The 26,073-nt window shown below is 71.7% G+C and carries 22 protein-coding genes; 6 read left to right on the top strand and 16 right to left on the bottom strand.

The window, feature by feature from the left end; translation table 11 throughout:
• Positions 1-298: 298 nt before the first annotated feature.
• The 3 genes from pulA (at position 299) to ACFU97_RS44640 (ending at position 7,792) form a co-directional block, all read left to right on the top strand.
• Entirely contained in the window at positions 299-5,701 is a 5,403-nt protein-coding gene (gene pulA, locus ACFU97_RS44650; protein ID WP_384268702.1) for a pullulanase-type alpha-1,6-glucosidase, read from the top strand.
• 73 nt (positions 5,702-5,774) lie between these two features.
• Entirely contained in the window at positions 5,775-7,397 is a 1,623-nt protein-coding gene (locus ACFU97_RS44645) for a SpoIIE family protein phosphatase (protein ID WP_384268700.1), read from the top strand.
• 32 nt (positions 7,398-7,429) lie between these two features.
• Positions 7,430-7,792 (top strand): 5-carboxymethyl-2-hydroxymuconate Delta-isomerase, encoded by a 363-nt coding sequence (locus ACFU97_RS44640; RefSeq protein ID WP_384268698.1) that lies wholly within the window; start codon positions 7,430-7,432, stop codon positions 7,790-7,792.
• A gap of 16 nt (positions 7,793-7,808) precedes the next feature.
• Here ACFU97_RS44640 and ACFU97_RS44635 read toward each other — a convergent pair whose 3' ends face one another.
• The 5 genes from ACFU97_RS44635 to ACFU97_RS44615 all read right to left on the bottom strand — a co-directional run bounded on the left by ACFU97_RS44635 (position 7,809) and on the right by ACFU97_RS44615 (position 13,016).
• Complete coding sequence (locus ACFU97_RS44635) at positions 7,809-8,498, bottom strand: TetR/AcrR family transcriptional regulator (RefSeq protein WP_384268695.1); 690 nt, start codon at positions 8,496-8,498, stop codon at positions 7,809-7,811.
• 57 nt (positions 8,499-8,555) lie between these two features.
• A complete protein-coding gene (locus tag ACFU97_RS44630; protein WP_384268693.1) occupies positions 8,556-9,596 on the bottom strand; it encodes a PDR/VanB family oxidoreductase in 1,041 nt (346 codons plus the stop codon).
• Positions 9,596-10,468: a metal-dependent hydrolase gene (locus ACFU97_RS44625; protein ID WP_384268691.1), complete on the bottom strand. Its 873-nt coding sequence runs from the start codon at positions 10,466-10,468 to the stop codon at positions 9,596-9,598. Before ACFU97_RS44625 ends, ACFU97_RS44630 begins: the two co-directional genes overlap by 1 nt.
• 69 nt (positions 10,469-10,537) lie before the next feature.
• A complete protein-coding gene (locus ACFU97_RS44620) occupies positions 10,538-12,457 on the bottom strand; it encodes a hypothetical protein (RefSeq protein WP_384268689.1) in 1,920 nt (639 codons plus the stop codon).
• Between the two features lie 49 nt (positions 12,458-12,506).
• Entirely contained in the window at positions 12,507-13,016 is a 510-nt protein-coding gene (locus ACFU97_RS44615) for a tetratricopeptide repeat protein (protein ID WP_384268687.1), read from the bottom strand.
• Positions 13,017-13,131: 115 nt separating this feature from the next.
• Between ACFU97_RS44615 and ACFU97_RS44610 the strand changes: the two genes are divergently transcribed.
• The gene (locus ACFU97_RS44610) at positions 13,132-13,548 is read left to right on the top strand and encodes a hypothetical protein (RefSeq protein WP_384268686.1); all 417 of its coding nucleotides are present in this window, start codon (positions 13,132-13,134) and stop codon (positions 13,546-13,548) included.
• Positions 13,549-13,627: 79 nt separating this feature from the next.
• Here ACFU97_RS44610 and ACFU97_RS44605 read toward each other — a convergent pair whose 3' ends face one another.
• The 8 genes from ACFU97_RS44605 to ACFU97_RS44570 form a co-directional block, all read right to left on the bottom strand.
• On the bottom strand, positions 13,628-15,172 hold the full coding sequence (locus tag ACFU97_RS44605; RefSeq protein ID WP_384268685.1) for a DUF1996 domain-containing protein: 1,545 nt from the start codon (positions 15,170-15,172) through the stop codon (positions 13,628-13,630).
• 189 nt (positions 15,173-15,361) lie between these two features.
• Entirely contained in the window at positions 15,362-16,015 is a 654-nt protein-coding gene (locus ACFU97_RS44600; RefSeq protein ID WP_384268683.1) for a LuxR C-terminal-related transcriptional regulator, read from the bottom strand.
• Complete coding sequence (locus ACFU97_RS44595) at positions 16,006-17,286, bottom strand: sensor histidine kinase (protein ID WP_384268681.1); 1,281 nt, start codon at positions 17,284-17,286, stop codon at positions 16,006-16,008. The genes ACFU97_RS44600 and ACFU97_RS44595 overlap by 10 nt, the downstream gene beginning before the upstream one ends.
• A 119-nt stretch (positions 17,287-17,405) precedes the next feature.
• The gene (locus ACFU97_RS44590; RefSeq protein ID WP_384268679.1) at positions 17,406-18,401 is read right to left on the bottom strand and encodes an SDR family oxidoreductase; all 996 of its coding nucleotides are present in this window, start codon (positions 18,399-18,401) and stop codon (positions 17,406-17,408) included.
• A 60-nt stretch (positions 18,402-18,461) separates the two neighbouring features.
• Positions 18,462-19,070 carry a winged helix-turn-helix domain-containing protein gene (locus ACFU97_RS44585; protein ID WP_384268678.1) on the bottom strand — a complete coding sequence of 203 codons (609 nt, stop codon included), beginning with the start codon at positions 19,068-19,070 and terminating at the stop codon, positions 18,462-18,464.
• A 296-nt stretch (positions 19,071-19,366) separates the two neighbouring features.
• Positions 19,367-20,320: a DUF6891 domain-containing protein gene (locus ACFU97_RS44580; RefSeq protein WP_384268676.1), complete on the bottom strand. Its 954-nt coding sequence runs from the start codon at positions 20,318-20,320 to the stop codon at positions 19,367-19,369.
• Between the two features lie 82 nt (positions 20,321-20,402).
• Complete coding sequence (glnII, locus tag ACFU97_RS44575; RefSeq protein WP_384268674.1) at positions 20,403-21,434, bottom strand: glutamine synthetase; 1,032 nt, start codon at positions 21,432-21,434, stop codon at positions 20,403-20,405.
• A gap of 186 nt (positions 21,435-21,620) precedes the next feature.
• Complete coding sequence (locus ACFU97_RS44570; protein WP_384268671.1) at positions 21,621-22,070, bottom strand: MarR family winged helix-turn-helix transcriptional regulator; 450 nt, start codon at positions 22,068-22,070, stop codon at positions 21,621-21,623.
• A 70-nt stretch (positions 22,071-22,140) separates the two neighbouring features.
• Between ACFU97_RS44570 and ACFU97_RS44565 the strand changes: the two genes are divergently transcribed.
• Positions 22,141-23,004, top strand: a complete 864-nt coding sequence (locus tag ACFU97_RS44565) for an alpha/beta fold hydrolase (RefSeq protein ID WP_384268669.1) — start codon at positions 22,141-22,143, stop codon at positions 23,002-23,004.
• A gap of 3 nt (positions 23,005-23,007) precedes the next feature.
• Here the strand turns inward: ACFU97_RS44565 and ACFU97_RS44560 are convergent, their stop codons facing one another.
• Positions 23,008-23,727 (bottom strand): hypothetical protein, encoded by a 720-nt coding sequence (locus ACFU97_RS44560; RefSeq protein WP_384268667.1) that lies wholly within the window; start codon positions 23,725-23,727, stop codon positions 23,008-23,010.
• A gap of 149 nt (positions 23,728-23,876) precedes the next feature.
• Positions 23,877-24,236 carry an arsenate reductase family protein gene (locus tag ACFU97_RS44555; protein WP_384268665.1) on the bottom strand — a complete coding sequence of 120 codons (360 nt, stop codon included), beginning with the start codon at positions 24,234-24,236 and terminating at the stop codon, positions 23,877-23,879.
• 151 nt (positions 24,237-24,387) lie between these two features.
• Here ACFU97_RS44555 and ACFU97_RS44550 point away from each other — a divergent pair, with 151 nt between their 5' ends.
• On the top strand, positions 24,388-24,696 hold the full coding sequence (locus tag ACFU97_RS44550; RefSeq protein WP_384268663.1) for a hypothetical protein: 309 nt from the start codon (positions 24,388-24,390) through the stop codon (positions 24,694-24,696).
• Positions 24,697-24,850: 154 nt separating this feature from the next.
• On the opposite strand, the gene ACFU97_RS44545 is transcribed toward ACFU97_RS44550, so the two are convergent.
• Entirely contained in the window at positions 24,851-26,032 is a 1,182-nt protein-coding gene (locus tag ACFU97_RS44545; protein ID WP_384268661.1) for a winged helix DNA-binding domain-containing protein, read from the bottom strand.
• Positions 26,033-26,073 lie beyond the last annotated feature (41 nt).

The following is a 26,073-nucleotide window of genomic DNA, read 5'->3' as shown; positions in this document are numbered from 1 at the left end:
CAGCAGTGCGGGGTGCTCATGAATGCCACGTCATGAGTCTACGAGCATCGGCGAAGCCCCTCACGCCCCAACGGAGTTGGGAGACACGACCTAGTAGTCGGCGGGCAGTGTGACGGCGCCCGCGAGTGCCAGCGCACCGACCGTCAAGGTTGCTGCTGAAACTTCTTGCTATGGGTTTCAAAACTCTTGCTGTAAACCTTTCGTCAGCGATACGGTCACGCGGGCGCCCGGCGACGAAGCCGTCCCGCGGCGCAGGGGTCGGACCCGATTGAGCCGTAATCGCAAGGAGTTCCCGCCTGTGATACCGAGATGGCCGGCGCCCGCGCGGCGCCGCACCGCCCACGCCAGACGGGTCGCGGCCGTCACCGTCGCCGCGCTCGCCGCCGCACTAGTCCAGCCGCTCGCGGCGCACGCGGACGCTCCGCCCCCGCCGCCCTCCGACGCGAAGCTCGCCGCCGCGCCCGCCCGGCACGACGACACCCGCGAGCAGTTCTACTTCGTGATGCCGGACCGGTTCGCCAACGGCGACACGTCCAACGACAAGGGCGGCCTGACGGGTTCGCGGCTCAGCACCGGCTACGACCCCACCGACAAGGGCTTCTACCAGGGCGGTGACCTCAAGGGCCTGACCAAGAAGCTCGACTACATCAAGGGCCTGGGCACCACCGCCATCTGGATGGCCCCGATCTTCAAGAACCGTCCGGTGCAGGGCACGGGCAGCAACGCCTCGGCCGGCTACCACGGCTACTGGATCACCGACTTCACCCAGGTCGACCCGCACTTCGGGACCAACAAGGACCTCGCCACCCTCATCTCCAAGGCGCACGCCAAGGGTATGAAGGTCTTCTTCGACGTCATCACCAACCACACGGCGGACGTCGTCGACTACAAGGAGAAGTCCTACGACTACCTCTCCAAGGGCGCGTTCCCGTATCTGACGAAGGACGGCAGGCCGTTCGACGACAGCGACTACGCGGACGGCACGAAGAAGTTCCCGGCCGTCACCCGCGACTCCTTCCCGCGCACCCCGGTGGTCGCCGGCGACAGCAAGGTCCCGTCCTGGCTCAACGACCCGACGATGTACCACAACCGCGGTGACTCGACCTACACCGGCGAGTCGACCACGTACGGGGACTTCTCCGGCCTCGACGACCTGTGGACCGAGCGTCCCGAGGTCGTCGGCGGCATGGAGAAGATCTACGAGCGCTGGGTGCGGGACTTCGGCATCGACGGCTTCCGGATCGACACCGTGAAGCACGTGGACATGGACTTCTGGACGCAGTGGGCGACGGCGCTGGACAAGTACGCCGCCGCGCACGGCCGCAAGAACTTCTTCATGTTCGGCGAGGTCTACTCCGCCGACACCTCGGTCACCTCGCCGTTCGTCACCCAGGGCCGGCTCGACGCCACGCTCGACTTCCCCTTCCAGGACGCCGCCCGCACGTACGCCTCGCAGGGCGGCAGCGCGCAGAAGCTCGCCTCCGTCTTCGGCGACGACTACAAGTACACGACCGACAAGGCCAACGCGTACGAGCAGGTCACCTTCCTCGGCAACCACGACATGGGCCGCATCGGGTACTTCCTGAACCAGGACAACCCGAAGGCCGGCGACGCGCAGCTGCTGAAGAAGGACGAGCTCGCGAACGAGCTGATGTTCCTCAGCCGCGGCAACCCGGTCGTCTACTACGGCGACGAGCAGGGCTTCACCGGCTCCGGCGGCGACAAGGACGCCCGCCAGACGATGTTCGCCTCCAAGGTCGCCGACTACCTCGACGACGACGAGATCGGCACCGACCGCACGCACGCGAGCGACGCCTACGACACGAAGGCGCCGCTGTACCGGCAGATCGCCGAGCTCGGTGAGCTGCGCAAGGACAACCCCGCGCTGACCGACGGCGTGCAGACGCAGCGCTACGCGGCCGACGGCCCGGGCGTCTACGCGTTCAGCCGTACGGACGCCGCGTCCGGCCAGGAGTACGTCGTCGCCTTCAACAACGCGACCGAGGCGAAGTCGGCCACCTTCGCGGCCGGCTCGGCGGACATGAAGTACCGCGGCATCCACGGCACTTCGGACGTGGTGACGTCCGGCGCCGACAGGAAGATCACGGTCACCGTCCCGGCGGAGTCCGCCGTCGTGCTCAAGGCGGACGGCAAGGCCGCGCGGCCGTCGACGGCCCCGACCCTCACCCTCAAGGCCCCCGCCGCGGGCGCCACCGGCACGGTCGAGCTCTCCGCGGACGTCGACGGCGGCGGGCTCAACCGCGTCGTCTTCGCCGCCCAGGTCGGCAACGGCGCCTGGCAGACGCTGGGTTCCGCCGACCACGCCCCGTACAAGGTCACGCAGACCATCGGCAAGGGCGTCGCGGCCGGAACCGCTCTGCGCTACAAGGCCGTTGCCGTCGACTCGGCCGGGCACACCGCGAGCGCCACGGCCGCCTCGACGACCGGCACCCCGCCCGCGCCGGAGACACCCACCGCCTCCTCGCGCGACTACGCGGTCGTCCACTACAAGCGCGCCGACGGCGACTACGACAAGTGGGGTCTGTACGCCTGGGGCGACCTCGCCGACGGCGAGTCGACCACCTGGCCGGCCGGCCACCCCTTCGTCGGCCGTGACGCCTACGGCGCCTTCGCCTACGTCAAGCTGAAGCCGGGCGCCTCCAGCGTCGGCTTCCTGGTCGTCGACAAGGACGGCAACAAGGACGTCTCCGCCGACCGCACCATCGACGTCACCAGGACCGGCGAGGTCTGGATCGAGCAGGGCAAGGAGGACATGCGGACGACGCGGCCCGACTACCCGGCGCAGGACACCTCCAAGGCGGTCGTCCACTACCACCGCGCGGACGGGAACTACGACGGCTGGGGTCTGCACGTGTGGACCGGCGCCGCGAACCCGACGGACTGGGCGAGCCCGCTCAAGCCGGTGCGGACCGACGCCTACGGCGCGGTCTTCGAGGTGCCGCTCACCGACGGCGCCACCAGCCTCAGCTACATCATCCACAAGGGCGACGAGAAGGACCTCTCCGCCGACCAGTCGCTGGACCTCAAGGCGAACGGCTACGAGGTGTGGCTGCTGAACGGCCAGGAGAAGTACCTGCTGCCGCAGCCCGCGGGCTCGTCGGCCGCGCTCGACCTGACCACCTCCAAGGCGGTCTGGATCGACCGCGACACCGTCGCCTGGAACGGCAACGACGCTGCCGTCTCCACCCAGTTGCTGTACTCGCACGACGGCTCGATCGTCGTCAAGGACGGGGCACTGACCAGCGACGACGAGCGCTGGCTGCGGCTGACGAAGACCACGCTCACGGACGCCCAGAAGGCCAGGTTCCCGTATCTGAAGAGCTACACGGCCTGGTCCGTCGACCCGCGCGACCGCGACCGGGTGCGCGCGGCGCTCGACGGCCAGATCGTCGCCTCGCAGCGCGCCGCGAACGGCGCTGTGCTGGCGGCGACGGGCGTGCAGATCGCCGGTGTGCTCGACGACGTGTACGCGAGCGCGACCACGGCGAAGCTGGGTCCGACCTTCGGCAAGGGCCGCCCCACGCTGTCCGTCTGGGCGCCGACCGCGCAGAGCGTCTCGCTGGAGCTCGACGGCTCCCTGAGGACGATGAAGCGCGACGACGCCACCGGCGTCTGGTCGGTCACCGGGCCCGCGTCCTGGAAGAACAAGCCCTACCGGTACGTCGTCAAGGTGTGGGCGCCGTCCGTCCGCAAGGTCGTCACCAACAAGGTCACCGACCCCTACTCGGTCGCCCTGACCGCGGACTCCCGGCGCAGCGTCGTCGTCGACCTGCGTGACCGGTCCCTCGCGCCGAAGGGCTGGTCGTCCCTGGCCAAGCCCAAGGCGGTACCGCTGAAGGACGCCGAGATCCAGGAGCTGCACATCCGGGACTTCTCGGCCGAGGACACGACCGTGCCGGCCGATCACCGGGGCACCTACCTCGCCTTCACCGACCAGGGCAGCGACGGCTCCAGGCACCTGCGCGAGCTGGCGAAGTCGGGGACGTCGTACGTGCATCTGCTGCCCGCCTTCGACATCGCCACCATCCCCGAGAAGAAGGCGGACCAGCAGAGCCCCGACTGCGACCTCGCCTCCTACGCGGCCGACTCCGGCAAGCAGCAGGAGTGCGTCGCCAAGAGCGCGGCGAAGGACGCCTACAACTGGGGCTACGACCCGTTCCACTACACGGTCCCCGAGGGCTCGTACGCGACCGACCCGGACGGCACGGGCCGCACGGTCCAGTTCCGCAGGATGGTCCAGTCGCTGAACGGGGACGGTCTCAGGGTCGTCATGGACGTCGTCTACAACCACACGGCGGCCGCCGGCCAGGCGGACACCAGCGTCCTGGACAAGGTCGTGCCCGGCTACTACCAGCGGCTCCTCGCCGACGGCTCGGTCGCCAACAGCACCTGCTGCGCCAACACGGCCACCGAGAACGCCATGATGGGCAAGCTGGTCGTCGACTCGGTCGTCACCTGGGCCAAGGAGTACAAGGTCGACGGCTTCCGCTTCGACCTGATGGGACACCAGCCGAAGGCCAACATCCTCGCGGTCCGCAAGGCGCTCGACGCGCTGACCCTCGCGAAGGACGGCGTCGACGGCAAGAAGATCATCATGTACGGCGAGGGCTGGAACTTCGGCGAGGTCGCCGACGACGCCCGCTTCGTGCAGGCCACCCAGAAGAACATGGCCGGCACGGGCGTCGCGACCTTCTCCGACCGGGCCCGGGACGCCGTGCGCGGCGGCAGCCCCTTCGACTCCGACCCCGGCGTCCAGGGCTTCGCCTCCGGCCTCTACACCGACCCCAACTCCTCGTCCGCCAACGGCACGACGGCCGAGCAGAAGGCCCGGCTGCTGCACTACCAGGACCTGATCAAGGTCGGGCTGACCGGCAACCTCGCCAAGTACCGCTTCACCGACACCGGCGGCAAGGAGGTCACCGGCGCCGAGGTCGACTACAACGGCCGGCCCGCCGGCTACGCGGACGCGCCCGGCGACGCCGTCGCCTACGCGGACGCGCACGACAACGAGTCCCTGTTCGACGCCCTCACCTACAAGCTGCCGAAGGGCACCTCCGCGGCCGACCGGGCCCGGATGCAGGTCCTCGCGATGGCGACGGCCACCCTCTCGCAGGGCCCGTCCCTCTCGCAGGCGGGCTCCGACCTGCTGCGGTCGAAGTCCCTGGACCGCAACTCCTTCGACAGCGGCGACTGGTTCAACGCCATCCACTGGAACTGCGCCGACGGCAACGGCTTCGGGCGCGGACTGCCGATGGCGGCCGACAACGAGTCCAAGTGGCCTTACGCCAAGCCCCTGTTGAGCTCGGTGCAGGTGAGGTGCCCGCAGATCGAGGGCGCCTCGGCCGCGTACCGGGACCTGCTGAAGATCCGCTCCACGGAGAAGGCGTTCTCGCTCGGCACGGCCGGGCAGGTGCAGTCGGACCTGTCCTTCCCGCTGTCCGGCAAGGACGAGACGCCCGGCGTGATCACGATGGAACTCGGCGATCTCGTCGTCGTGTTCAACGCGACGCCCGACAAGCAGGAGCAGCGCGTCGCGTCGCTGGCCGGAACCCACTACCGGCTGCACCCGGTGCAGTCGGCCGGGGCCGACTCCGTCGTGAAGTCTTCTGCTTTTGATCAGGAATCGGGCACGTTCGCCGTTCCGGGGCGCACAGTTGCAATATTCTCCCGGATCTCCTGATTAGGGCATTACTTTGGTGGGGCAGGCCCAGAACCCGGGTCTGTCCCACCGGTGTTGTCCAAGGGTTCGAGGGATGGACGTCGACGGCAAGCTGACAGACACGACCGTGCTGGTCGTGGACGACATGGCGGCCAACCGGTACGCCATGGGGACGGTGCTGCGCCGCGCCGGACACCAGGTGGTCCCGGTCGCCAGCGGCCAGGAGGCGCTCGTCGAGCTCGACGTGCGGCTGCGTAAGGGCATCCTGCCCGACGTGGCCCTGGTCGACGTCGACCTGCCGGACATGAGCGGCTTCGAACTCTGCCGCCGGGTCAAGGAACGGCCCCACATGGCCAGCCTGCCCGTGGTGCACTTCTCCGCCGCCGCGGTGGCGCCGGCCGACCGCTGCCGGGGCCTGGACGCGGGCGCCGAGACCTATCTGACGGTGCCCGCCGAGCCCGAGGAGATCGAGGCGGTGGTGCGGACCGCACTGTGCACCGCGCGGCTGCGCGCCGACGACAAGGCGCTGGTGCGGCGGCTGACGATGCTGTCGCAGGTGATCATCACCATCCAGTCCGCGCGTTCCCTGCAGGAGTTGGCCGACGCGGCCGCCGACGGCACCGCCCTGCTGACCGGCGGTCCCGCCGCCGTCTTCGTGCTCGGCCCGGACGACGAGCTCTACCGCGGCGTCTCCCGCGACCGCACCTCGCTGGCCATGCCGGACGAGGGCGCCCACCGGACCGTGGCCGGGCTGCTGCGCCGGCTCAGCCGCGGACACCCCGGGGTGCAGCTCACCACGGTCCCCGCGCCGCTGTGGCCGGCCGGGTTCTTCCGGCCGCGGGTCCAGCACGACGCCCGGCTGGCGCTGGTCCTCACCCAGGACGGCCGGGCCCCGGTGTGCCTGGCCACGCCCACCCGCGGCAGGCGCCGGCTCAACCCCGGGGACGAGGCCCTGGTGGCGCAGCTCGCGCAGGCCACCGCGCTCGCCGCCGAGCCGCTGCTCATGTACCAGGTCGAGCGGCACGTCGCGCTCACCCTCCAGCACAGCTTCCTGCCCCGGCCGCACCGGCTCTCCGAGCTGCCCGGCCTGGAGGTCGTGGTCCGCTACGTGCCGGCCTCCCGGGAGACCGAGATCGGCGGCGACTTCTACGCGGCCCTGCGCACCGGCGAGGGCGTGCTCACCGCGGTCGGCGACGTCGTGGGGCACTCGCTGGACGCCGCCACCGTCATGGTGGAGATCCGGCACGCCCTGCGCGCGTACTGCGTCGAGGAGAGCGACCCGGCGCTGCTCGCCGCGCGCCTGGACCGCATGCTCCAGCACTACCACCCCGAGGTCACCGCCACCGTGTGCCTTGCCCTGGTCGACCCCGCGACCGGCCGCACCCGCATCGCCAACGCCGGGCACCTGCCGCCGCTGATCCTGCGGGGGAGGGGCGAGGCGGCGTACGCCAAGGCCGACGGCCCGCTGCTCGGCCTCGGCCTGCCGCACCCGGAGCCCACCGAGCTGACCCTGGGACCGGCCGACCGGCTGCTCATGGTCACCGACGGGCTGATCGAGACCCGCGGCACGGACCTGTCGGTCTCCATGGAGCAGCTGCGCGCGGCGGCGATCGGCTCCCTGCCGGGACTGGACGCCCTGTGCGACACCCTGCTGGGCTGCTTCGGCCACGACCGCGAGGACGACATCGCGATGCTCGCGGTCCAGCGCAAGAACTAGGGTGGTCCTGACGTCGTAGAACAGGAGTGCCCATGCCGCAGATCACCGTCGACTACTCGCGGACGATCGCGCCCGCCTTCGACCGGGACGCCTTCGCCCGTGCCCTGCACGAGGCGACGGTGGAGATCGCCGCGGCCAAGCCGGAGGCGTGCAAGACGCAGTTCCGGCCGGGCGAGTTCACCGTGTACGGCTACGAGGACCCCGCCGAGGAGCGCCACGCGATCGTCCACGTCACCCTGGGCCTGCTCGCCGGGCGCACCGAGGAGACCAAGGCGAAGCTCACCGAGGCCGTCCTGGAGCTGCTGCGCAAGCACATCGCGGACGAGGGGGTCGTGCTGCACGCCTCGGCCGAGGTGCGCGACCTCGACGCGTCGTACCGCAAGTTCGACCGCTGAGTACCGCTGAGCGTCGTCAGGACGCCAGGGAGATCAGCCGGGCGATCAGGTCCGTGAAGGGACCGTCGGCCGGCTCGTCCTTCAGGATCCGGCGCAGCAGCCCGGCCATCTCCTCGTCGTAGGCGGCGCTCACGGCGGCCAGCGCGGCGAAGTCGTGCACCAGCTGGGCCTCCAGCTCGGCGCGCGGGATGCGCCGGCCGTCCAGCCAGATCAGCGCGGTCGACTCGGCGAGCGAGATCCAGGAGCGTACGACCAGTTCCAGTCGCGCGGGCGGTTCCTCGACGCCCAGATGCGAAAGGATCTGGTCATACGCGGCCTGCCGTACGGAGTCGATGAGGGCGTTGGTCGCCGAGGAGCCGACGGCCGGGCCGCCGCGCATCAGCGCCGAGAAGCCGGGGCCGTGCTCGTCGACGAAGTCGAAGAAGCGGCGCATCACCCGGCGCAGCCGCTCGCCCAGCGGACCGTCCCGCGGCTCGTCGAACCGGCCCGCCAGATCCTGCGCGGCACGCCTCAACGCGGCCTCGTACAGGCTGAGTTTGCCGGGGAAGTAGTGGTAGACCAGCGGACGTGAGATGCCCGCGGCGGACGCTATCTCGTCGATCGAGACGTCGTCGGGAGAGCGTTGGCTGAACAGTTCGAGGGCGACGCCGATCAACTGCTGCCGCCGCTCCTCGACTCCCATTCTGCGGCGCACTCCGGTAGTCATGCGAACACCTTACCGATCGGATCCGGCCGTGAACGGACCGGACCGGCCGCCGACCGATCACATGTCCAGCACCAGCCGCTCACCGCGTGCCCGGGAGACGCAGATCAGCATCGAGTCGGCGCGCTCGGCGTCCGTCAGCAGCTCGTCCCGGTGCTCCACCTCGCCCTCCAGCACCCGCTGTTGGCAGGTCCCGCAGAAGCCCTGCTCGCAGGAGTAGGCGGTACCCGGCAGCTCGGCGCGCACCGCGGCCAGCACGGTCGAGTCCGCCGCGACGGCCAACGTCCTCCCGCTGCGCCGCAGTTCGACCTCGAAGGCGCTGTTGCCGTCGCCCGAGGCGCGGGGGCCGAAGCGTTCGAGGCGCACCGACGGGACGCGCTCCTCGACGGCCGCGAGGAGCCCCTCGGGCCCGCAGCAGTACACGGCGGTGCCCTCGGCAAGACCGGTCAACAGGCCGTCCAGATCGGGCAGTCCGTTCTCGTCCTCGGCGACGACGGTCACCCGGTCGCCGCCCAGCTTCGCCAGCTCCTCCAGGAACGGCATCGACGCCCGCGTCCGCCCGCCGTACAGCAGCCGCCACGGCGTGCCCTCCCCGAGCGCCCGGAGCATCGGCAGCACCGGCGTGATCCCGATCCCGCCGACGACGAAGACGTACGAGGACGCCTCCACGAGCGGGAAGCGGTTCCGCGGCCCGCGCACCTCGACCTCCATGCCCGCGCGCAGCCGCTCGTGCACCTCGCGCGAGCCGCCGCGCCCGTCCCCGATCAGCCGCGTGGCGACGGTGTACGCGGAGGTGTCCTCCGGGTCGCCGCACAGCGAGTACTGCCGCACCAGGCCCGAGGGCAGCACGAGGTCCAGATGCGCGCCGGGCTCCCAGCGCGGCAAGTCCCCTCCCTCCAGACGCAGTTGTACGACGCCGTCGGCGACGCGCTCGTGCGAGGCGACCCGCAGCCTGAGCGCCCGTGACCGGGGCCGCCCGGAGATCGGCTCCTCCAGCGCGGGCATCGGCCACAGCGGCGAATCCTGGATGCGGCGCCGCATCGCCCGCTGGACCAGCACCGCGGCGCCCGCGACGGCCACGACCGTCCGCAGCCTGGGCATCACGCCACTCCCTTCTCGGCCGCCGTGGCGGCGGGGGAGGAGGCGAGATAGGCGACGGCCTGCTCGGTGGAGCCCTCCTGGGAGGGGTGGTAGGAGTGGCTCAGGTAGCGCGGGATCGACCGGAGCATGTCCCCCGTGGCGGGCAGGGTGCCCCGCCTGCCGCGGACGTAGAAGTCCTTGAAGCTCGCCTTCGCGTCGGTCAGCGTCGGGTCGTTCGCCATGAAGAAGCGCGCCCCCCGCTGCCACAGGAACACCAGCGCCGTGAACGCGGTGGCCCAGGTGCGCACCCGCCGCCGGTAGCTGCCGTCGACGTGCTCGAACAGGTCGAAGGCCACGGACCGGTGCTCCACCTCCTCGGCGCCGTGCCAGCGCAGCAGGTCCAGCATGGTCGGGTCGGCGCCCCGCCGGTCCAGCTCCTCGGCGTTCAGCACCCAGTCGCCGAGGAACGCCGTGTAGTGCTCGATCGCCGCGATCAGCGCGACCCGCTCCAGCAGCCACCACTTGCGCGCCCTGCCGGGCGGCAGCGTCCGGTCACCGAGCAGCTTCTCGAAGAGCCAGTCGACCTGCGCGGTGTACGGCGTCGGATCGAGTCCCTGCTCCTTCAGGTGGGGCAGCACCTCGTCGTGGGCCTGTGAGTGCATCGCCTCCTGCCCGATGAACCCGATGACGTCCTCGCGCAGCCGCTCGTCCCTGATCAGCGGCAGCACCTGCTTGTAGACGTGCACGAACCACCGCTCGCCGGCGGGCAGCAGCAGATGCAGCACGTTGATGGTGTGCGTGGTGAACGGATCCCCCGGCACCCAGTGCAGCGGTGTCTCCTCCCACGAGAAGGACACCTTCCGCGCCTTGAGGTGGACCTGCGTATTAGACATGGCGTCAATGTACTGACGGGTAAGTCCGAGGGAAACCCTTCGGCGGGTACTTGTTGACGCCAGCGTCAGCTAGCCGAGTCCGGTGACCTGCTGCCGGTCGTCCGTGGTGCCCTTCAGCTGGGCGCGGACGCCCTGCTCGGCCCGCGCGGCCAGCAGGGGTCCGGTCGCGTGCGCCCGGACCCCGCCCGTGGTGCTGATCGACGCGGTCCCCCTGCTCCCGGCCGCGAGCAGGTACCAGTGGCCCGACTCCGCCTTCCACAGCACCCCGGCGAGCACCTGCGGGCTCTTCGCGCCGCACGCCGGGACGTTCTCCGCCTTCGCCGCGATCGCCCCGTAGGTGCCGCCCGGCGTGTGGAACTGCGCCAGCACCCGGGTGCCGCCGCCGCGCCAGGTCTCCGCGCGCGTGCACACCCAGTCCGCGGCGCCGCTCGCGTCGGGCAGCGGCTGCTCGGCGTACGACCAGGCGTTGACGCTGCGCACGCCCGCCGAGCGCAGCGCGCCCAGCGAGCAGGCGTACGGCGCCCAGGTGCGCAGCGCCTGCGCGCCGGAGACGTCGTGGGTGGCGCCGGGGCGTCCCGTGGTCAGCCGGGCGGGCACGAGCTCGCCGAGGTCGGTCGACAGGCGGGTGCCGGTGGAGTCCGTCAGCTGCATCACGTTCCACGACGTGCAGCCGCCGGCGGGCGACGCGCCGCTCGCCAGCGGCGCCGTGACACCGCCGGTGATGGGCAGGTCCATCACGCCCGCGCCCGGCTTGAGCAGGTCGCGCTCGGCGGCCTTCGTCACCCAGGGCGCCGTCAGATAGCGGACGTTGCCGTCGGCCCGGTCCAGGACCAGCGCGCTCGCGTCCGCGCGGCCGGCGCCGTCGGCGCGCGCGAAGTCGAGGGCCGCGCCCTTGGTGCTGTCCTGCGGCTCGGCGTAGCGCACGATGCGCAGGCCGTCGTAGAGGACCACCACGCGGGCGCTGTCGACGCTCCCCGCGTACAGCAGCTGGGGCGGTCCCGCGGGGCCGCCGGACGGGGTGCCCGGGGTCGCGGAGACCTGGACGCTCTCGCCGGGGCGGGCCCAGACGGCGAGCGCGCGGCGCAGCAGGGCCTTGTCGCCGGTGAGGTCGCCGCGGGCCGGCCAGACGGAGAAGTCGGTGCGCGAGGCGGCCTCCCAGGCGGTGGGCGCGACCCTGGTCAGCTTCGCCGGGTCGAGGGCGGCCTCGGCGGCCGGGTTCTTCGCGTACACGGGGGCGGCGGCACCGTCGGGCGCCCAGCCGTCGCCGGGCAGGCCGAGCAGCGCGCCGCACACCGCGAGTGCCGCGCCGGCGGCGAGCGCGGCCTTGGCGTGCTGCCTGCGCCGCATCAGGTCGGTGGGCCGCGCCTGCAGCGAGCAGGGGTCGAACTCGGAGGAGTCCAGCAGCGCGTACTGCTCCGGGACACCGTCGGCCTCCGCCAGCGCGGCGTCCGGGTCCGCGCAGCCCGCGGCGCCCAGCACCGCGCGCACGTCGGCGTCGGCGAGCCGTTCCAGGCCGCGCAGCACGTAGGCGGCGCGGGCCGGCCCGGACAGCGTCGACAGGTGCTGGTCCAGGGCGAGCTCGTCGGCGCCGCCCGAGCGCGGGAACAGGCGCAGGCCCCACACCTGGGGGAGCAGCGGCGGCAGCTGGGAGCGCTTGGGCCAGGCCGCGCGCCGCAGCGGCAGGCCCGCCTCCAGCGCCGCGCGCAGCACCTGCCCACGCAGGAAGGCGTACCCGGGATCGCCCTCGCGGCCGGTGGACTGCGCGGGGATCGAGGGTGCGGCCGTCCGGCCGCGGGGCAGGGCGCGCTGGGTGAGGGAGTGTGCGGTCACCACGCGCCGGTTGCGGCCGAGGCCCGGCGGCAGCACCAGGTAGGCGAGCCGGACCAGCCGCGGGTAGTGCTCGACGAGCGCGGCCTCGGCCTGCTCGACGTCGACGACCGGATCGGCGGAGGAGGGTGCGGGGCGCGGGGCGACATCCTGTGACTGCACGTTCAGCAGAACGAGCGAATCGTGCGATGGTCACCGCCGCCCGGGCGAGTCATCCCTCGGGTTCGACCAGCGCCCGCGCGTAGTTCGCCATCGACCGCTGGTAGCGCGGCAGATGAGGGGCCAGGGCGCCGAGGACGAGGGAGAGGCCCTCGCGGTCCCGGCCGAGGCTGGACAGGCACAGCGCCAGACAGCCCCGTACCGCGTCGTCCAGCTCGTCGGAAGGGGCGTCCAGTTCGGGTGTCAGCAGCTTGACGCCCTCCTCGGCCTGCCCGATGTTGCGCAGCGAACTCGACAACTGGATCTTCGCGCGCCGCCCCTTGTACCCGCTGGCCTCGCTCAGGCCGCGCGCCAGCGCCTCCCGGTACAGCGGCACCGCCCGGTCCGAATGGCCCGTCGAGTCCCAGGCGCAGGCCCGCTCGAAGGGGCCGAGCGGGCTGCCGTCCGGCAGTTCGGCGACGAGCGCGTCGATCACGGCCCGGAAGTCGGCCGCATCCTCCTCGGCGTAGTCGTCGAAGGTGGCCCAGGCGGCCGTCACGCGATCTTCCCAGTCTTGGTTCACGCGCCATACGTTCGCACATCCGTACCCTCACTCCCACCGGATTTGAGCGCACCGCGCCCCGCAGCCGTATCGAAGGGGACGGGCCTCAGGGCCAGCAACGCGACCGGAGGAACAGATGAGGGTGACCCGACCGATGCTCGCCGTGGCCGGCGCCGCGGCCGTCCTGGCGCTGGCGGGCTGCGGATCCGGCGACAGCGACGCGGCGGCCAAGGTGCCGGCCACCGCCACCGGCAGCCTGGAGAGCCTGGCGTCCAAGGTCAAGTGCAAGCCGGACATGCAGATCGACTCCGACGAGGTCCGCCAGGCCATCTGCAAGACCAGCGACGGCAAGTACGTCTTCGCCACCTTCGCCACCGACCGCGGCCAGCGCGAGTGGATCAACGACGCGAAGGACTACGGCGGCTTCTACCTCGTCGGCCGCAAGTGGGTCGCCGTCGGCGACGACAAGGTGGTCAAGGCGCTGCGGGGGACGCTGGGCGGCGAGGAGGAGATCGGCACCGACCACAGCGCGCACAGCGGCCACAGCGGCTGAACTCCTCGTACACACACCGGAAGGCCGGTGGCGGGAGCTCCCGCCACCGGCCTTCTCGGTGGGTCACCGGCTCAGTGCGTCACTGGCAGCGCTGCCCGTTGTTGATGCAGTTGGCGATCTTGTTCGCCAGGTTGTTCTTGAAGACCGCGATGAAGTCGTCGTGGTCGGTGGCCGCCTTGTGCAGCTGCTCCGGGAAGCCGTCGACCGCGTAGGCGTTCTTCACCTGGCCGTTCTGCAGGGTCGGCGGGGTGATCTTGTAGACCAGGCGCATCGTCAGCTGCGGGATGGCCTTGAAGCCGTTGCCGCAGGCACCGCTCGCCGGGTCCGCGAAGGCCACGTGCGTACGGTGGTTGGCGCTGTCGATGTTCTGGCCGTCCCAGCAGCTCTGGAAGGCGAAGGTGCGCACCACGTTGCTGCCCTGCGGGCAGATCGGGTACTGCTCGGTCAGCTGCACCTTGTTCTCGAAGCCGGTGCAGCTCCAGTGCGCGTTGGCGTTGGCCAGACCGTTGGTCGTGGTCTTGGCGTCACCGGTGATGATGCGCAGGAACTGCGGCATCGCCGTGACCTTGCTGGTCGGGTTGCCGACGTACTTGATCTGCGCCTGGACCGGCGTCAGGATCTTGCCGACGTTGCCTTCCTTGCCGCCGCCGTCCGCGTTCTGGTCGAAGTCCTGCGTGCCGTCCTGGATGCGGACCACGGGCCAGTAGTAGGCCGACAGGTCGCTCTGGTTCTGGCAGCTGGTCTGGTCCTGGATCAGCGAGTCGTTGGTCGCGAACGCGTTGACCTTCTGGTTGCCGACGTAGTCGTGCAGGTGGTGCGCGCCGTTGGTCACGCCGGGCGCCACGATGACGTTGTCGGTGTTGTGGTTCTTGTTCGCGTTCACACCGCACTTGGTGGTGAAGGTGCCGGTCGAGGCCTGGCCGGACTTGTTCGGCTTGGCCTGGACGTTCGCGGCGACCTTCGTGATGTCCACGAAGTCGGCCGCGACGGGGCCGTTGCCGGCCTGGCCGCCGATGTTCTGGCCGGCTCCCGCACTGGCGCTCGCGCTCGGGTTGGCCGAGGCCTGGCCGCCGCCCTGCTGCTGACCACCGGTGTTCTGGCCGCCACCCTGCTGCTGACCGCCGTTGTTCTGGCCGCCGGCGTTGGTCTGGTTGGCGGTCTGCGTCGTGCAGGCGGCGAGAGCGCTCAGCCCGGACGTGTCCACCTGACCGCCGACCCGCTGGATGTCGATGCGGATCCGGTCGAGGGTCGCGGACCGCTTCTCCTTGAGGGGACCGACGATCGCGTTCTGCACGAAGTTGGCGTCCTGCGCCTGCGCCTGGCGGGTGGAGGCGAGACGGGCGTAGGCCTCGGTGATCTGCTTGTCGAGGTTCGCGAGTTCGCGTGCCACGCCCTGACGGGCCCGCTGGGGCACGTTGGTCAGCTTCTGGCCGACGTCGGGGCAGGAGATGGTCGCCACCTGACCGGCGGCGGCCTTCGTCTGGTTCTGTCCCGAGTTCGACTCGTGCGCCGAGGCGTAGAAGTTCGCCCAGATCAGCCCGCCCCCACCGAGCGCTAGGGCCGCCGATGCGGCTATGGCCTTGGTGGCCAGCGGCGTACGGCGTTTTCGTGTGTTGCGTCCCATGGAACTCCTCTGACTTCCTTGCGGGCTTGGCGGGGCATCGAGGCGCCCGACAGGAGTGAAGCGGCTCCCATGGATACGGACCGGGTCCCAGGGGTGTTCACCCGTCCCACGAACAAATCAGAGGATTGATCGGCCGGTGGGCCTCAACGGCCTCCTGAACAGCGGCAGTTACGGAAAATCAGCAACCGCTTACCGGCCCTGGTCCAGATAGGCGAGGACCGCCAGAACGCGACGATTGTCGTCGTCCGACACCTCCAGGTCCAGTTTGGCGAAGATGTTGGAGGTGTGTTTGGCGATCGCCCGTTCCGTCACCACCAGCTGGCCGGCGATCGCCGCGTTGGAGCGGCCCTGCGCCATCAGCTCCAGAACCTCCAGCTCACGGGGTGTCAGCCGGGCGAGCGGCCGGTCGTCGGCGGCCCGCCGCGACAGCAGCTGCTGGATCACCTGCGGGTCCATCGCCGTACCGCCGCCCGCGACCCGCCGTACGGCGTCCACGAACTGCTCGGCGTCGAAGACCCGGTCCTTGAGCAGATAGCCCACCCCTCCGCTGCCGTCGGCGAGCAGTTCGCGCGCGTACAGCTGCTCCACATGCTGGGAGAGCACGAGCACCGGCAGCCCGGGTCTGTCCCGGCGGGCCTGCAGCGCGCACTGCAGCCCCTCGTCGGTGTGCGTCGGCGGCAGGCGTACGTCGACCACGGCGACGTCCGGCTCCAGCTCGGCGAGGGCGCGGGTGAGCTCGGGGCCGGACTCGACGGCGGCGGCGATCTCGAAGTCGTGGGCCTCGAGCAGCCGGACCAGTCCGTCGCGCAGCAGGAAGAGGTCTTCGGCCAGGACTACGCGCAAGGGATCTCCATGGTCACCATGGTGGGACCGCCCGCGGGGCTGCTGACGGCCAGGACGCCGTCGAATGTACCGAGGCGCCGCTCGACCCCGGCGAGGCCGGTCCCGGCGCCGATCACCACGCCGCCCCTGCCGTTGTCGGTGACCGAGATCCGCAGCATGCCGCCGCCCCGCTCACTCTCCTCGGAGTGATGCAGGTCGATCCAGATCCGGTCCGCACCGGAGTGCTTGACGGCGTTGGTGAGCACCTCGCTCACCGCGAAGTAGGCGGCGGACTCCACGGGCGCGTCCGCGCGGCCGTTCAGCTCCACGTTCACCTCGGTGGCGACGGGCATCCGGAGCGCCAACGCCCGTACGGCGTCGCCGAGTCCGCGTTCGGCCAGCACCGGCGGATGGATGCCGCGCACCAGGTCGCGCAGCTCGGTGAGGGCGTCCGCCGAGGACCGGCGCGTCTGCGCGAGCAGCGCCTTGGCCTTCTCCGGGTCCTTGTCCATGAGCGCCTCGACGGTGCCCAGGTCCATGCCCATCGCCACCAGCCGGGCCTGCGCCCCGTCGTGCAGGTCCCGCTCGATACGGCGCAGTTCGGCGGCGGAGGTGTCGACGGCGTCCTTGCGGGTCTCGGTGAGCACCCGGACCCGCTCCGCCAACTCGCCCTGGCTCGCGCCCAGTACGGCCCTGGTGAGCCGGAAGTGGGCGTCCAGCAGGCGCGGTGCGAGCGGGCTGAGGGCGAGGAGCGCGACGGCCAGGGCGCCGGCGAGCAGGGCGGAGATCTGGTCGGTGACGTGCACGAAGCCGTACCAGTAGCCGCCGCTCGAGGCGAACGCCCGCCACAGCCCGGCCGCCACCACGAGCCCCTCCAGCGGGTAGAGGACGAGGGCCGCGGCCAGCAGCGCGGTGACGAACCCGGCCGTCATGTCGACCTGGAGCCAGCGCAGATCGCGCCAGACCGCCGGGTCGCGCAGCAGTGCGTACGTCCGCGCCCAGGTGTTGGCGCCCTCCGGGACCGGCCGGTACCCCCGGGGGATCCGCACCCCGCCCCACTCCGCCGCGAGCACCCGCCGCCGGTCCGCGAAGGTCCGTACGCCGGCGAGCAGCCACGGTGTGGTGTAGGCCCCGACGCCGACCGGGATCAGCGCCATGGACACGAGGGTGAGCGTGAACAGGACGACCGCTCCGGGGAGGGTCACCAGGGCCAGCACGAACCCCCGTCCCGCCGCCAGGGCGACGGCCCGCATCCTCCCGGTCGGGGAGCCGCTTTTCGTGTTGGTGGTCATGGAGGAGAGTCTGACGGAGCGGGCGCGGACGGTCACGGGGCCGATCCCCCCGGTCGGGGGGTGGTGCCAGGTACACCCCCCGGGACGTACGGCCACCGACCGGCCCGCGACCGGTCCGCTCACGCCCCGCGCAGCACCTCCTCCTCCACCGCCGGGTCGAGCCCCGGGGAGGGCCGGTCCGGGCGCTGGGGCGCGCTGCCGCCGATGTCCCGCAGCCACTTCCACGTGTCGGCGACGGTCTCCTCGACGGGCCGGCAGGCCAGGCCCGTCGCCAGCGCCCGTGAGACGTCCGCGGAGTGCAGGGAGTCGTGCATGTCGCTGTTCGGCGGCACCCACACCGGAAGCTGCGTCCACGGCTCGATGCCCGCCTCCAGGATCACCTCCGGCGCCGTCCAGCGGAGGTCGGCCGCCCCACCGGTGACGTGCACACACGCCTCCAGCAGCGACCCGATCGTGGCGTGCCCCTGCGGGCTGATCATGTTGTACGGGCCGCTCAGCTCCCGCTCCGCCGCCCCGAGGATCCACTTGGCCATGTCCCGCACGTCGACGTACTGCAGCGGCAGGTCCCGCGGTCCCGGCGCCAGCACCGGACCGCCGCGCGCGATGCGGGCCAGCCACCACGGCAGCCGGCCGATGTTCTCGTACGGGCCGAGGATCAGCCCCGCCCGGACGAGCACGGAACGGTCCGCGCCGAAGCCCTCGACGGCGGCGATCTCGGCACCCCGCTTGTCGCGCGCGTAGTCGGTCTGCCCGGCGTCCGGCTCGGCGCCCTCGACCAGCGGGGCGTCCTCGGCGTACCCGGCGGGCGCGGGCCAGGCGTACACCGAGCAGCTCGACACGTACACGTACCGTCCGGCGCGGCCCCGCAGCAGCCGCGCCGTCTCGCGCACGGCCCTGGGCGCCGCCGACCAGGTGTCGACGACGACGTCCCAGGTGCCCTCAAAGAGGGCCTCGAGTCCGCCGGGCGTGGTCCGGTCGCCCTGCAACGCCTGTACGCCGGGCGGGGGTTGGCGCCGGCCCCGGTTGAGGACCGTCACCTCCCAGCCGCGCCCGAGGGCCGCCTCCACGACGGCCCGTCCCGCGAACTCCGTACCACCCAGCACCAGAAGTCTCATGCCGGTGAGCCTGCCCGGTCCGGCCGCCCGGCGGAACGCCGCTCTGCCGACGGCAGAGAATCAGCGGCCGGCCGGCGGGGCGTACTTGTAGCCCACCCGCCGCACCGTCTGGATCGCCGCGCGGTGCTCGGCGCCCAGCTTGCGGCGCAGCCGGGCGACGTGGACGTCGACGGTGCGGCCGTCGCCCACATGGCCGTACCCCCACACCGTGGTGACCAGCTGGTCGCGGGTGTGCACCCGGTTGGGGTGCGCCACGAGGTGCGCGAGCAGCTCGAACTCCAGGTAGGTCAGGTCCAGTTGGCGCCCGTCCACCTCGGCGGTGCGCTGCACCGGGTCGATCCGCACGAGCGCGTCGCCGGGGGCGGCAGCGTCGGGTCCTGAGGGTCCTGAGGGTCCGGCGGACCCGGCTGGACCGGTGGCGGCCGGGGCGGCGGCTGCGGTGGGATGCGGGAGGTCGGCCGGGATCAGGACGAGGTATCCGACCATCGGGGGCTGCCCCGGCAGCGTGGGCAGGGTGTGCTGCGGAGCGGGCAGCCAGGTGGCACCCGGCGGCAGGAACTCCGAGACGTCGATCACCTCGTCCCGGTCCACGGCACGCAGCCGGTGCCGCGTGGCGGTGGGGGACGGGGTGTCGAGGGTGGCGGGGGGCACGGAACGAAGAATCGCCATGACAGGTCAGCTCTTTCGCGCGAGAGGTTCGTCGGGAAGGACGTACTCGGTGCGCGCTGGCCGAAGGCCGGGAGAAGAAACGGCTTTAGAGGGCCCGCGCGTTCGTCACGCGACAACACACCCGGTCGAAGTCGTGGTGCTGGCGGGAAGGCCAGAAGGGCTCCAGGTCAGGGCGACCTGTGGCGGTGCACTTCTGGAAGCCGGTCATGACCACATTGAAGCAGACGCGGCCCTTCCGTTGGAGCCTCCTCTCACTGCCTGGACACATCCCCGCGGCGGAAGCGGCGCCGCGCGCCTCACCCCACCAGGCGTCTGCGCCAGATCAGGGGGTCCACCTCGATCGCCGCGTCGGGACTGCCGTCCCACCGGGTGGACAGCCCGGCCGCGGTGAGCGCGGCGACGACCTCACGGCCGACGGCGGTCGTGGTGGCGGCCGAGCCGTCGAAGCCGCCGTAGTGGAGCACGAGCCCGTGGCCCTGCGCCGCGTGCTCGGTGACCTGCTGGTGGAAGAAGACGAAGCCGCGGGCGCCCTCCCGCTCGGCGCCGATCTCGGCGAGGCCGCAGCCGCGGCAGCAGGTGAAGTTCTCCCGGGCCGTGATGCCGGTCTCCTCCAGCGCCCCGAAGGCGAGCGCGACGCGCTCCGGGTCGGTGACGCCCTCCCAGGTCCGCTGCTCGGCCACCCGCTCCAGCCACAGCCGGTCCACGAGCCGCCGCGCCTGGGCCGGGGACACCGGACGCACGTCCCCGTCGACCAGATGGTCCTCGGCGATCTCGGCCAGCACCTTGCGGGTGTCGTAGCCGCAGCGCAGCCGCACGCGCACGCGCTCCTCGACCTGCGTGCGCACCCCGTCGGGCAGTTCGGGCACCTGCTCGCGCGGTCCGAGGTCGACCGGCGCCCAGTCCAGGCCCGCGTCCCAGCCGGCCTCCTGGCGGGCCCAGCCGGTCAGCAGATCCGCCACACGCCGGGGGTCCATGAGGTTCGTACCGAAGAACCCGGCCTCGCCGCACCGGTGTTCCAGGCGGTAGTCGCCGCCCTCCTCGTGCCACACCTGGGCGAACACGTCCGGCAGGTCCGGTATCCGCTGGAGGATCAGGAACAGGTCCCCGGCGCTCCCGATCCGCGCGACCAGCTCGCGCAGGGCGCGCGGAGTGGTCCGCGTGTGGGTCTGCCCGCTCTCCGTCTCGACCTTGACGTCGAGAACGTCCTCGCGGGCCTCGTCGCTCACCATGAATCCCCCGTCGATCTCCATGTCCCCACCATGGCACGGCCCACCGACAACGCGAGGGGCGTCCACCGCGAACGGTGGACGCCCCTCGGTACGAGCGGTGGGATCAGACCTGGCCGGCCTTCTCCAGCGCGGAGCAGCAGGTGTCGACGAGCAGGCGCGTCACCACGTACGGGTCGACGTTGGCGTTGGGGCGGCGGTCCTCGATGTAGCCCTTGCCGTCCTTCTCGACCTGCCACGGGATACGGACCGAGGCGCCGCGGTCGGAGACGCCGTAGGAGTACTCGTTCCACGGGGCGGTCTCGTGCAGGCCGGTCAGGCGGTCGTCGATGCCGGCGCCGTAGTTCTTGACGTGGTCGAGGGGCTTGGAGCCCTCGCCGAGCGACTCGGCGGCGGTGATGATCGCCTCGTAGGTCTCGCGCATCGCCTTGGTGGAGAAGTTGGTGTGCGCGCCCGCGCCGTTCCAGTCGCCCTTCACCGGCTTCGGGTCGAGCGTCGCGGAGACGCCGAAGTCCTCGGCGGTGCGGTAGAGCAGCCAGCGGGCCACCCACAGCTGGTCGGAGACCTCCAGCGGGGCCAGCGGGCCGACCTGGAACTCCCACTGGCCGGGCATGACCTCGGCGTTGATGCCGGAGAGGCCGAGACCGGCCTTGAGGCAGTTGTCCAGGTGTGCCTCGACGACGTCACGGCCGAAGATCTCGTCGGCGCCGACACCGCAGTAGTAGCCGCCCTGCGGGGCCGGGAAGCCGCCCTTGGGGAAGCCGAGCGGGTAGCCGTCCTGGAAGAACGTGTACTCCTGCTCGATGCCGAAGATCGGCTCCTGCGCGGCGAACTTCTCGGCGACCTCGGTCAGCGCGGCACGGGTGTTGGACTCGTGCGGCGTCATGTCGATGTTCAGGACCTCGCACAGGACGAGGACGTCGTCGCCGCCGCGGATCGGGTCGGGGCAGCTGAAGACCGGCTTGAGGACACGGTCGGAGGAGTGGCCCTCGGCCTGGCTCGTGGAGGACCCGTCGAAGCCCCAGATCGGAAGCGCGTCGAGCCCGGCCGGCTCACCACCGATGATCTTCGTCTTGGAGCGGAGCTTCGCCGTCGGCTGGGTGCCGTCGATCCAGATGTACTCAGCCTTGAAGGTCACGGGCCACTTCCTTCGGGGGTGTGTCTGACGCACTTGCGGGTGCTGCGGCGCTGCGGCACTGGGGCGCCACCGTTGATGCCCGCGAGCCTGTCAACAGGCGATTTCCCGTCCGTTGCCCGTATGTGAACCCCGTGTTACCTGGCAGGGATGTGGCGGGACTCACGGTGTGAGGACGCCGTTCGCGGGTCAGTCCGCCTCGGCGGCCGCCTCCCGCACGCCCTCCAGGAACCCCCTGATCGCCGCCCGCTCCCGCTCGTCGTAGCCCCGCAGCAGCTCCACCGCGCGCCCGATGAGCGGCCCGAAGAAGGACCAGCCGAGTTCCACCGCCTGCTCGTCGACCTCGATCACGACCCGGCGCCGGTCCGCCTCGCCGCGCACCCGCCGCACGTGCCCGGCCCGCTCCAGCCGGTCCACGAGGGCCGTCGTCCCGGCGGAGTTCAGCCCGAGCGCCGTGCCGAGCCGGCCGGCCGTCATCTCCTCACCCGCGCGCGCGGCGTCCATGAGGGCGATCAGGGCGCGCACATCGGTGGGGTGCATGCCGTTGCGCTGCGCGAACCGGCCGCTGTGCAGGCCGAGTTCGACGGCCACGGCGCGCAGCAGATGGACGATCTCCAGTTCCGGGCCCTGGGGCTGCATGTGCCTTCTCCGTTATCATCTCGTTCGACGAGTATCTCGCTGGGCGAGATATTACGGGAGGGGCAGACCGATGAGCGATGCATACGACATGGACGGCTTCCTGGCCGCCTACGACAAGGTCATGGCCAAGTGGCCCGCCGAGCGCGAGGCGCTGACCGTGCCCACGCCGTTCGGGACGGCGTACGTCAACGCCTGCGGCCCGCGCGAGGGTCCCGCGCTGGTCCTCCTGCCGGGCGGCGGGGGAGCGACCTCCGCGTCCTGGTACGCCCAGGCCGCCGAGCTGGCCCGTACCCACCGCGTCCTCGCCGTCGACCTGATCGGCGCGCCCGGGCGCGGTACCGAGGCCGGCGACCGCCACCCCCGCACGGTCGCCGACCTGGTGGTCTGGCTGGACGCGGTCCTCGACGGGCTCGGTGTGGGGGAAACCGCGCTGGCCGGGCACTCCTACGGCGCCTGGATCGCCCTGCATTACGCGCTCCACGCACCCGCGCGCGTGCGGCGCCTGGCCCTGCTGGACCCCACCCAGTGCTTCGCCGGCTACCGGCCGGCGTACCTGCTGCACGCCCTGCCGATGCTGCTGCGGCCGTCGCCCGCCCGGGTCCGCGCCTTCCTGCGCTGGGAGACCGGGACGGGGGAGGCCCTCGACCCCGACTGGCTCCGCCTGCAGGAGGCGGCCGCCGGCTTCCCCTCCGTCTCGAAGCCGGTGACCGGTCCCCGTCCGGCACCCGACGCGCTGCGCGGGCTGGACATGCCGGTCCTGCTGCTCCTGGCCGGGAGCAGCAGGACCCATGACACGTACCGGGTGGCGGCGCGGGCCGGTGCGCTGCTGCCGCGTGCCGAGATCGTGGACCTCCCCGACGTCTCGCACCACGCGCTGCCGCAGACCGCACCCGCCGAACTCGGCCGCCGCCTCACGGAGTTCCTGGGTCGTTGAGCCTCACCCCACCTTCTCGATCAGTGCACGGCGGATCAGGAACTTGCCGGGCTCACGGACCTGTTCGAAGGCCGCGTTGTTCAGCAGCGCACAACTGCCGGAGACCGACGTCACCTTCACCGTCGTGGACTTGTTGTTGTCCAGGTTGGTGACCTTCAGCGTCGTCCCCGCCGGGAACTGGTTGCTGGAGGCCGCGGGCGCCCCGCCCTCACCGGAGAGGGTCACGGTGGAGCCGTTGCACACCTGCTGGCCGGAGGCCGCGGCACCGCCCGCGTTCCCGCCGGCGTTTCCGTTCGCGTTTCCCGCGGGGGCGCTCGATGCGGGCGGGGCGGTGGCGGTCTGCTGGGCCCCGCCGGCCTGCTGGCCGTTCTGCGCCGGCTGCGTCGACTGGGAGCCCTGAGCCGACTCCCCAACGGTGCAACCGGACGCCTTCTGCTGGACCTTGATCTGCTCGATGACCGCCTCGCGGTTGGCGATCCGGGCCGCGGACTGGGCGTCGGGACTGGCCTTCTGCCCGTCGATGAATTTCTGGTTGTTGCCGAGGGCGGTGGCGAGCCCCAGGCAGACGTTGGAGTCCGCGGCGGACGATAGGGTCTTGGGGCCGGGACTCTGCGCGGCGTTGGAGGTGCTCGCCATGACGAAGGCGCCGCCTCCCGCCACCGCAGCCGCGCTCACCAGCAGCGCGATCTTCTTCTTCGTACCAAGACTTCGCCTACGCGACATGCGCGCCTCCTGAGAGGTAGGGGAGCGTACGCCGCTATGTACGAGATACCGAACGCAGTTACTCACCGGTCGCAGGAGTCGCCGAAGTAACGTGCGTCACAGTGAAGTTGGGGTCCCCTATGAGGTTCTTGTGGACCCCTTATGGCCTCCTATCGCGACAAAGCGTCCCGTACGGCGTCCTCGGTGCGGCCGATCACCGCGGAACCGTCGTCGGCGGTGATGATCGGACGCTGGATCAGCTTCGGGTGCTCGGCGAGGGCCTTGACCCACCGGTCGCGCGACGCCTCGTCCCGCGCCCAGTCCTTCATGCCGAGCTCCTTGGCGTCGGCCTCCTGGGTGCGGGTGATGTCCCACGGTTCGAGGCCGAGCCGCTCCAGCACGGCCCTGATCTCGTCCTCGCCGGGCACGTCCTCCAGGTAGCGGCGGACGGTGTACTCGGCACCCTCGGCGTCGAGCAGGCTGATGGCGCTGCGGCACTTCGAGCAGGCCGGGTTGATCCAGATCTCCATGCGCCCACCGTACGCGACCGGAGCTGCCCGAAAGCCCTTGTGGCCAGGGGCTTTTGTCAGTGGCGGGCGCTAGAATAGAAGCAGTGTTCGAGGAAGTCGCCGGGGGCGGAGGGCCCCTGGTGGGCGACCTGACCGCGACAGGAGGATGCCTGTGCCCGCTGCCGCACTGAAGCCGAAGCCGATGCAGTCCACTGCCCGCCACCCCGTTCTGCTCGACCTGCCCTACGAGCCCGTGGAGAAGCGCCCGTTGCCGCCGGGCCGTCCACGCGAGTGGTACGTCACGCACAACCGTCGCCTCAAGGCGATGCGGCTCGCGATCGCCCTGCTCGACTCGGGCGTCTACCTGCCGAACCAGGCCCGCAACGAGACGATACGCAGCACGGCGGAGGTCATCGGCGTGCATCCGCCGTCGGACACGACGTGCCACATGGTGCGGGCGCTGATGCGGTACTCGCGCTGACGGGAGCGCCGGGTGCCGACCGCCATGTGCGGTACCCGGCGCTGTCGTTGCCGTCCTCGGGGGGGCTGCCACCCCCAGGCCCCCGCTTCGGCCTGAACGGCCTCGTCCTCGCACGCCGGCCGGGCTGAAATGCGCTGAGCGGGAGTTCGGAGGGTCACCCCGCCAACTCCCGCTCCACAGGCGTCCGGAACCGAGGTGTCACGCTCGTCGTGCCCACCCACGCCCGCAGCCGCTCGGCCTCGGCGGAGATCAGGGCCGACGCCTCCCGCCCCACCCCGCCGGGGACCAGGGCCCGCCACACGATCTCCCCGTCCTTGCGCTGGGCCCACGCCCCCACCACGCGCCCGTCGAGCCACACCGTCGGCCCCACGTTCCCGCTGCCGTCGAACAGCATCGGCCGCAGCTCCGAGGCCAGATACCAGTCCCGCTCCCGCCACCCCATCGCCGTCGGATCGAGCCCCGGCAGCAGCGCCGCCCACGGCTCGGCGGGCGCGGCGACCGGCTCGGTGTCACCGGCCACGACATGTCCCGTGCCCTCGTCCAGCGACACCGTCTGCGCGCCGATCGACGCCAGCGCCCGCCGCACGTCGGTCACCTTCCAGCCCGTCCACCACTTCAGGTCGTCCTCGGTGGCCGGCCCGCACACAGCGAGCCACCGGCCGAGCAGCGCCGCCTGCGCCTCGGCCACGTCGAGTTCGGGGTGCGGCGGCGCCACCGCCCAGCGGAACTGGCTGGAGGTCCAGGACCCGTTCGGCCGCCCCCGGACCACCTTGCCCTCCACGCCCAGCACCCTCAGCAGCCGGGTGGAGACGGTGTGCACGCCCTCGTAGCTCTTGCCGGCCGCGTACACGAACTGCTCGCGCAACCGCGGTTCGTCCGCGGCCAGTTCGGCCGCCGTGGCCTGCCCGCGCCGCGCCAGGGCCGCCAGTGTCGACTCCTCGACCTCCTTCAGCCAGGCCGCGTCCGGCGCTCCGGCCTGTGCCATGGCCTTGAGCAGCGAGGCCCGTTCGCGGGCGGCGACCGTGCGGCCGGTCGAGGCGTGCACGACGGCGGTGAGGTCGGTGGGGAAGACGAACACGGTGTGCCGCATGCCGTGCATCCGGACCAGGGTGCCGTCCTCGTACAGCGCCCGCTGGGTCTCGGCCACGGTCACCGCCGCGTCCGCGAGCCGCGCCCCGACGGCCAGGTACACCGTCGCCGGGTCCGTGCCGTGCAGCGCGACCAGCGTCCGCGCGACCTCCTCGGGGCTCCCCGCCCGCGCCCCCGCGGCGAGCCGGTGGCGCACCGCCAGCCGGGCCCGCCGCTCCGCCGTCCCGATGTACCGCCCGCCGCCCATGCCGGCCTCCCCGTCACTCGCGCTTCACCCCATCCTGCCGG

Source organism: Streptomyces sp. NPDC057616 (genome assembly GCF_042800575.1).
Lineage (GTDB): Bacteria > Actinomycetota > Actinomycetes > Streptomycetales > Streptomycetaceae > Streptomyces.
The sequence above is the reverse complement of the archived record's forward strand: the minus strand, read 5'-3'. Positions and strand labels throughout refer to the sequence as shown.

Bases quoted from the DNA above. Each gene is read 5' to 3' on its own strand.
- ACFU97_RS44645 (WP_384268700.1), top strand. From the start codon at position 5,775: ATGGACGTCGACGGCAAGCTGACAGACACGACCGTGCTGGTCGTGGAC.
- ACFU97_RS44640 (WP_384268698.1), top strand. From the start codon at position 7,430: ATGCCGCAGATCACCGTCGACTACTCGCGGACGATCGCGCCCGCCTTC.
- ACFU97_RS44635 (WP_384268695.1), bottom strand. From the start codon at position 8,498: ATGACTACCGGAGTGCGCCGCAGAATGGGAGTCGAGGAGCGGCGGCAG.
- ACFU97_RS44630 (WP_384268693.1), bottom strand. From the start codon at position 9,596: ATGCCCAGGCTGCGGACGGTCGTGGCCGTCGCGGGCGCCGCGGTGCTG.
- ACFU97_RS44625 (WP_384268691.1), bottom strand. From the start codon at position 10,468: ATGTCTAATACGCAGGTCCACCTCAAGGCGCGGAAGGTGTCCTTCTCG.
- ACFU97_RS44610 (WP_384268686.1), top strand. From the start codon at position 13,132: ATGAGGGTGACCCGACCGATGCTCGCCGTGGCCGGCGCCGCGGCCGTC.
- ACFU97_RS44605 (WP_384268685.1), bottom strand. From the start codon at position 15,172: ATGGGACGCAACACACGAAAACGCCGTACGCCGCTGGCCACCAAGGCC.
- ACFU97_RS44595 (WP_384268681.1), bottom strand. From the start codon at position 17,286: ATGACCACCAACACGAAAAGCGGCTCCCCGACCGGGAGGATGCGGGCC.
- ACFU97_RS44590 (WP_384268679.1), bottom strand. From the start codon at position 18,401: ATGAGACTTCTGGTGCTGGGTGGTACGGAGTTCGCGGGACGGGCCGTC.
- ACFU97_RS44585 (WP_384268678.1), bottom strand. From the start codon at position 19,070: ATGGCGATTCTTCGTTCCGTGCCCCCCGCCACCCTCGACACCCCGTCC.
- ACFU97_RS44580 (WP_384268676.1), bottom strand. From the start codon at position 20,320: ATGGAGATCGACGGGGGATTCATGGTGAGCGACGAGGCCCGCGAGGAC.
- ACFU97_RS44570 (WP_384268671.1), bottom strand. From the start codon at position 22,070: ATGCAGCCCCAGGGCCCGGAACTGGAGATCGTCCATCTGCTGCGCGCC.
- ACFU97_RS44565 (WP_384268669.1), top strand. From the start codon at position 22,141: ATGAGCGATGCATACGACATGGACGGCTTCCTGGCCGCCTACGACAAG.
- ACFU97_RS44560 (WP_384268667.1), bottom strand. From the start codon at position 23,727: ATGTCGCGTAGGCGAAGTCTTGGTACGAAGAAGAAGATCGCGCTGCTG.
- ACFU97_RS44555 (WP_384268665.1), bottom strand. From the start codon at position 24,236: ATGGAGATCTGGATCAACCCGGCCTGCTCGAAGTGCCGCAGCGCCATC.
- ACFU97_RS44545 (WP_384268661.1), bottom strand. From the start codon at position 26,032: ATGGGCGGCGGGCGGTACATCGGGACGGCGGAGCGGCGGGCCCGGCTG.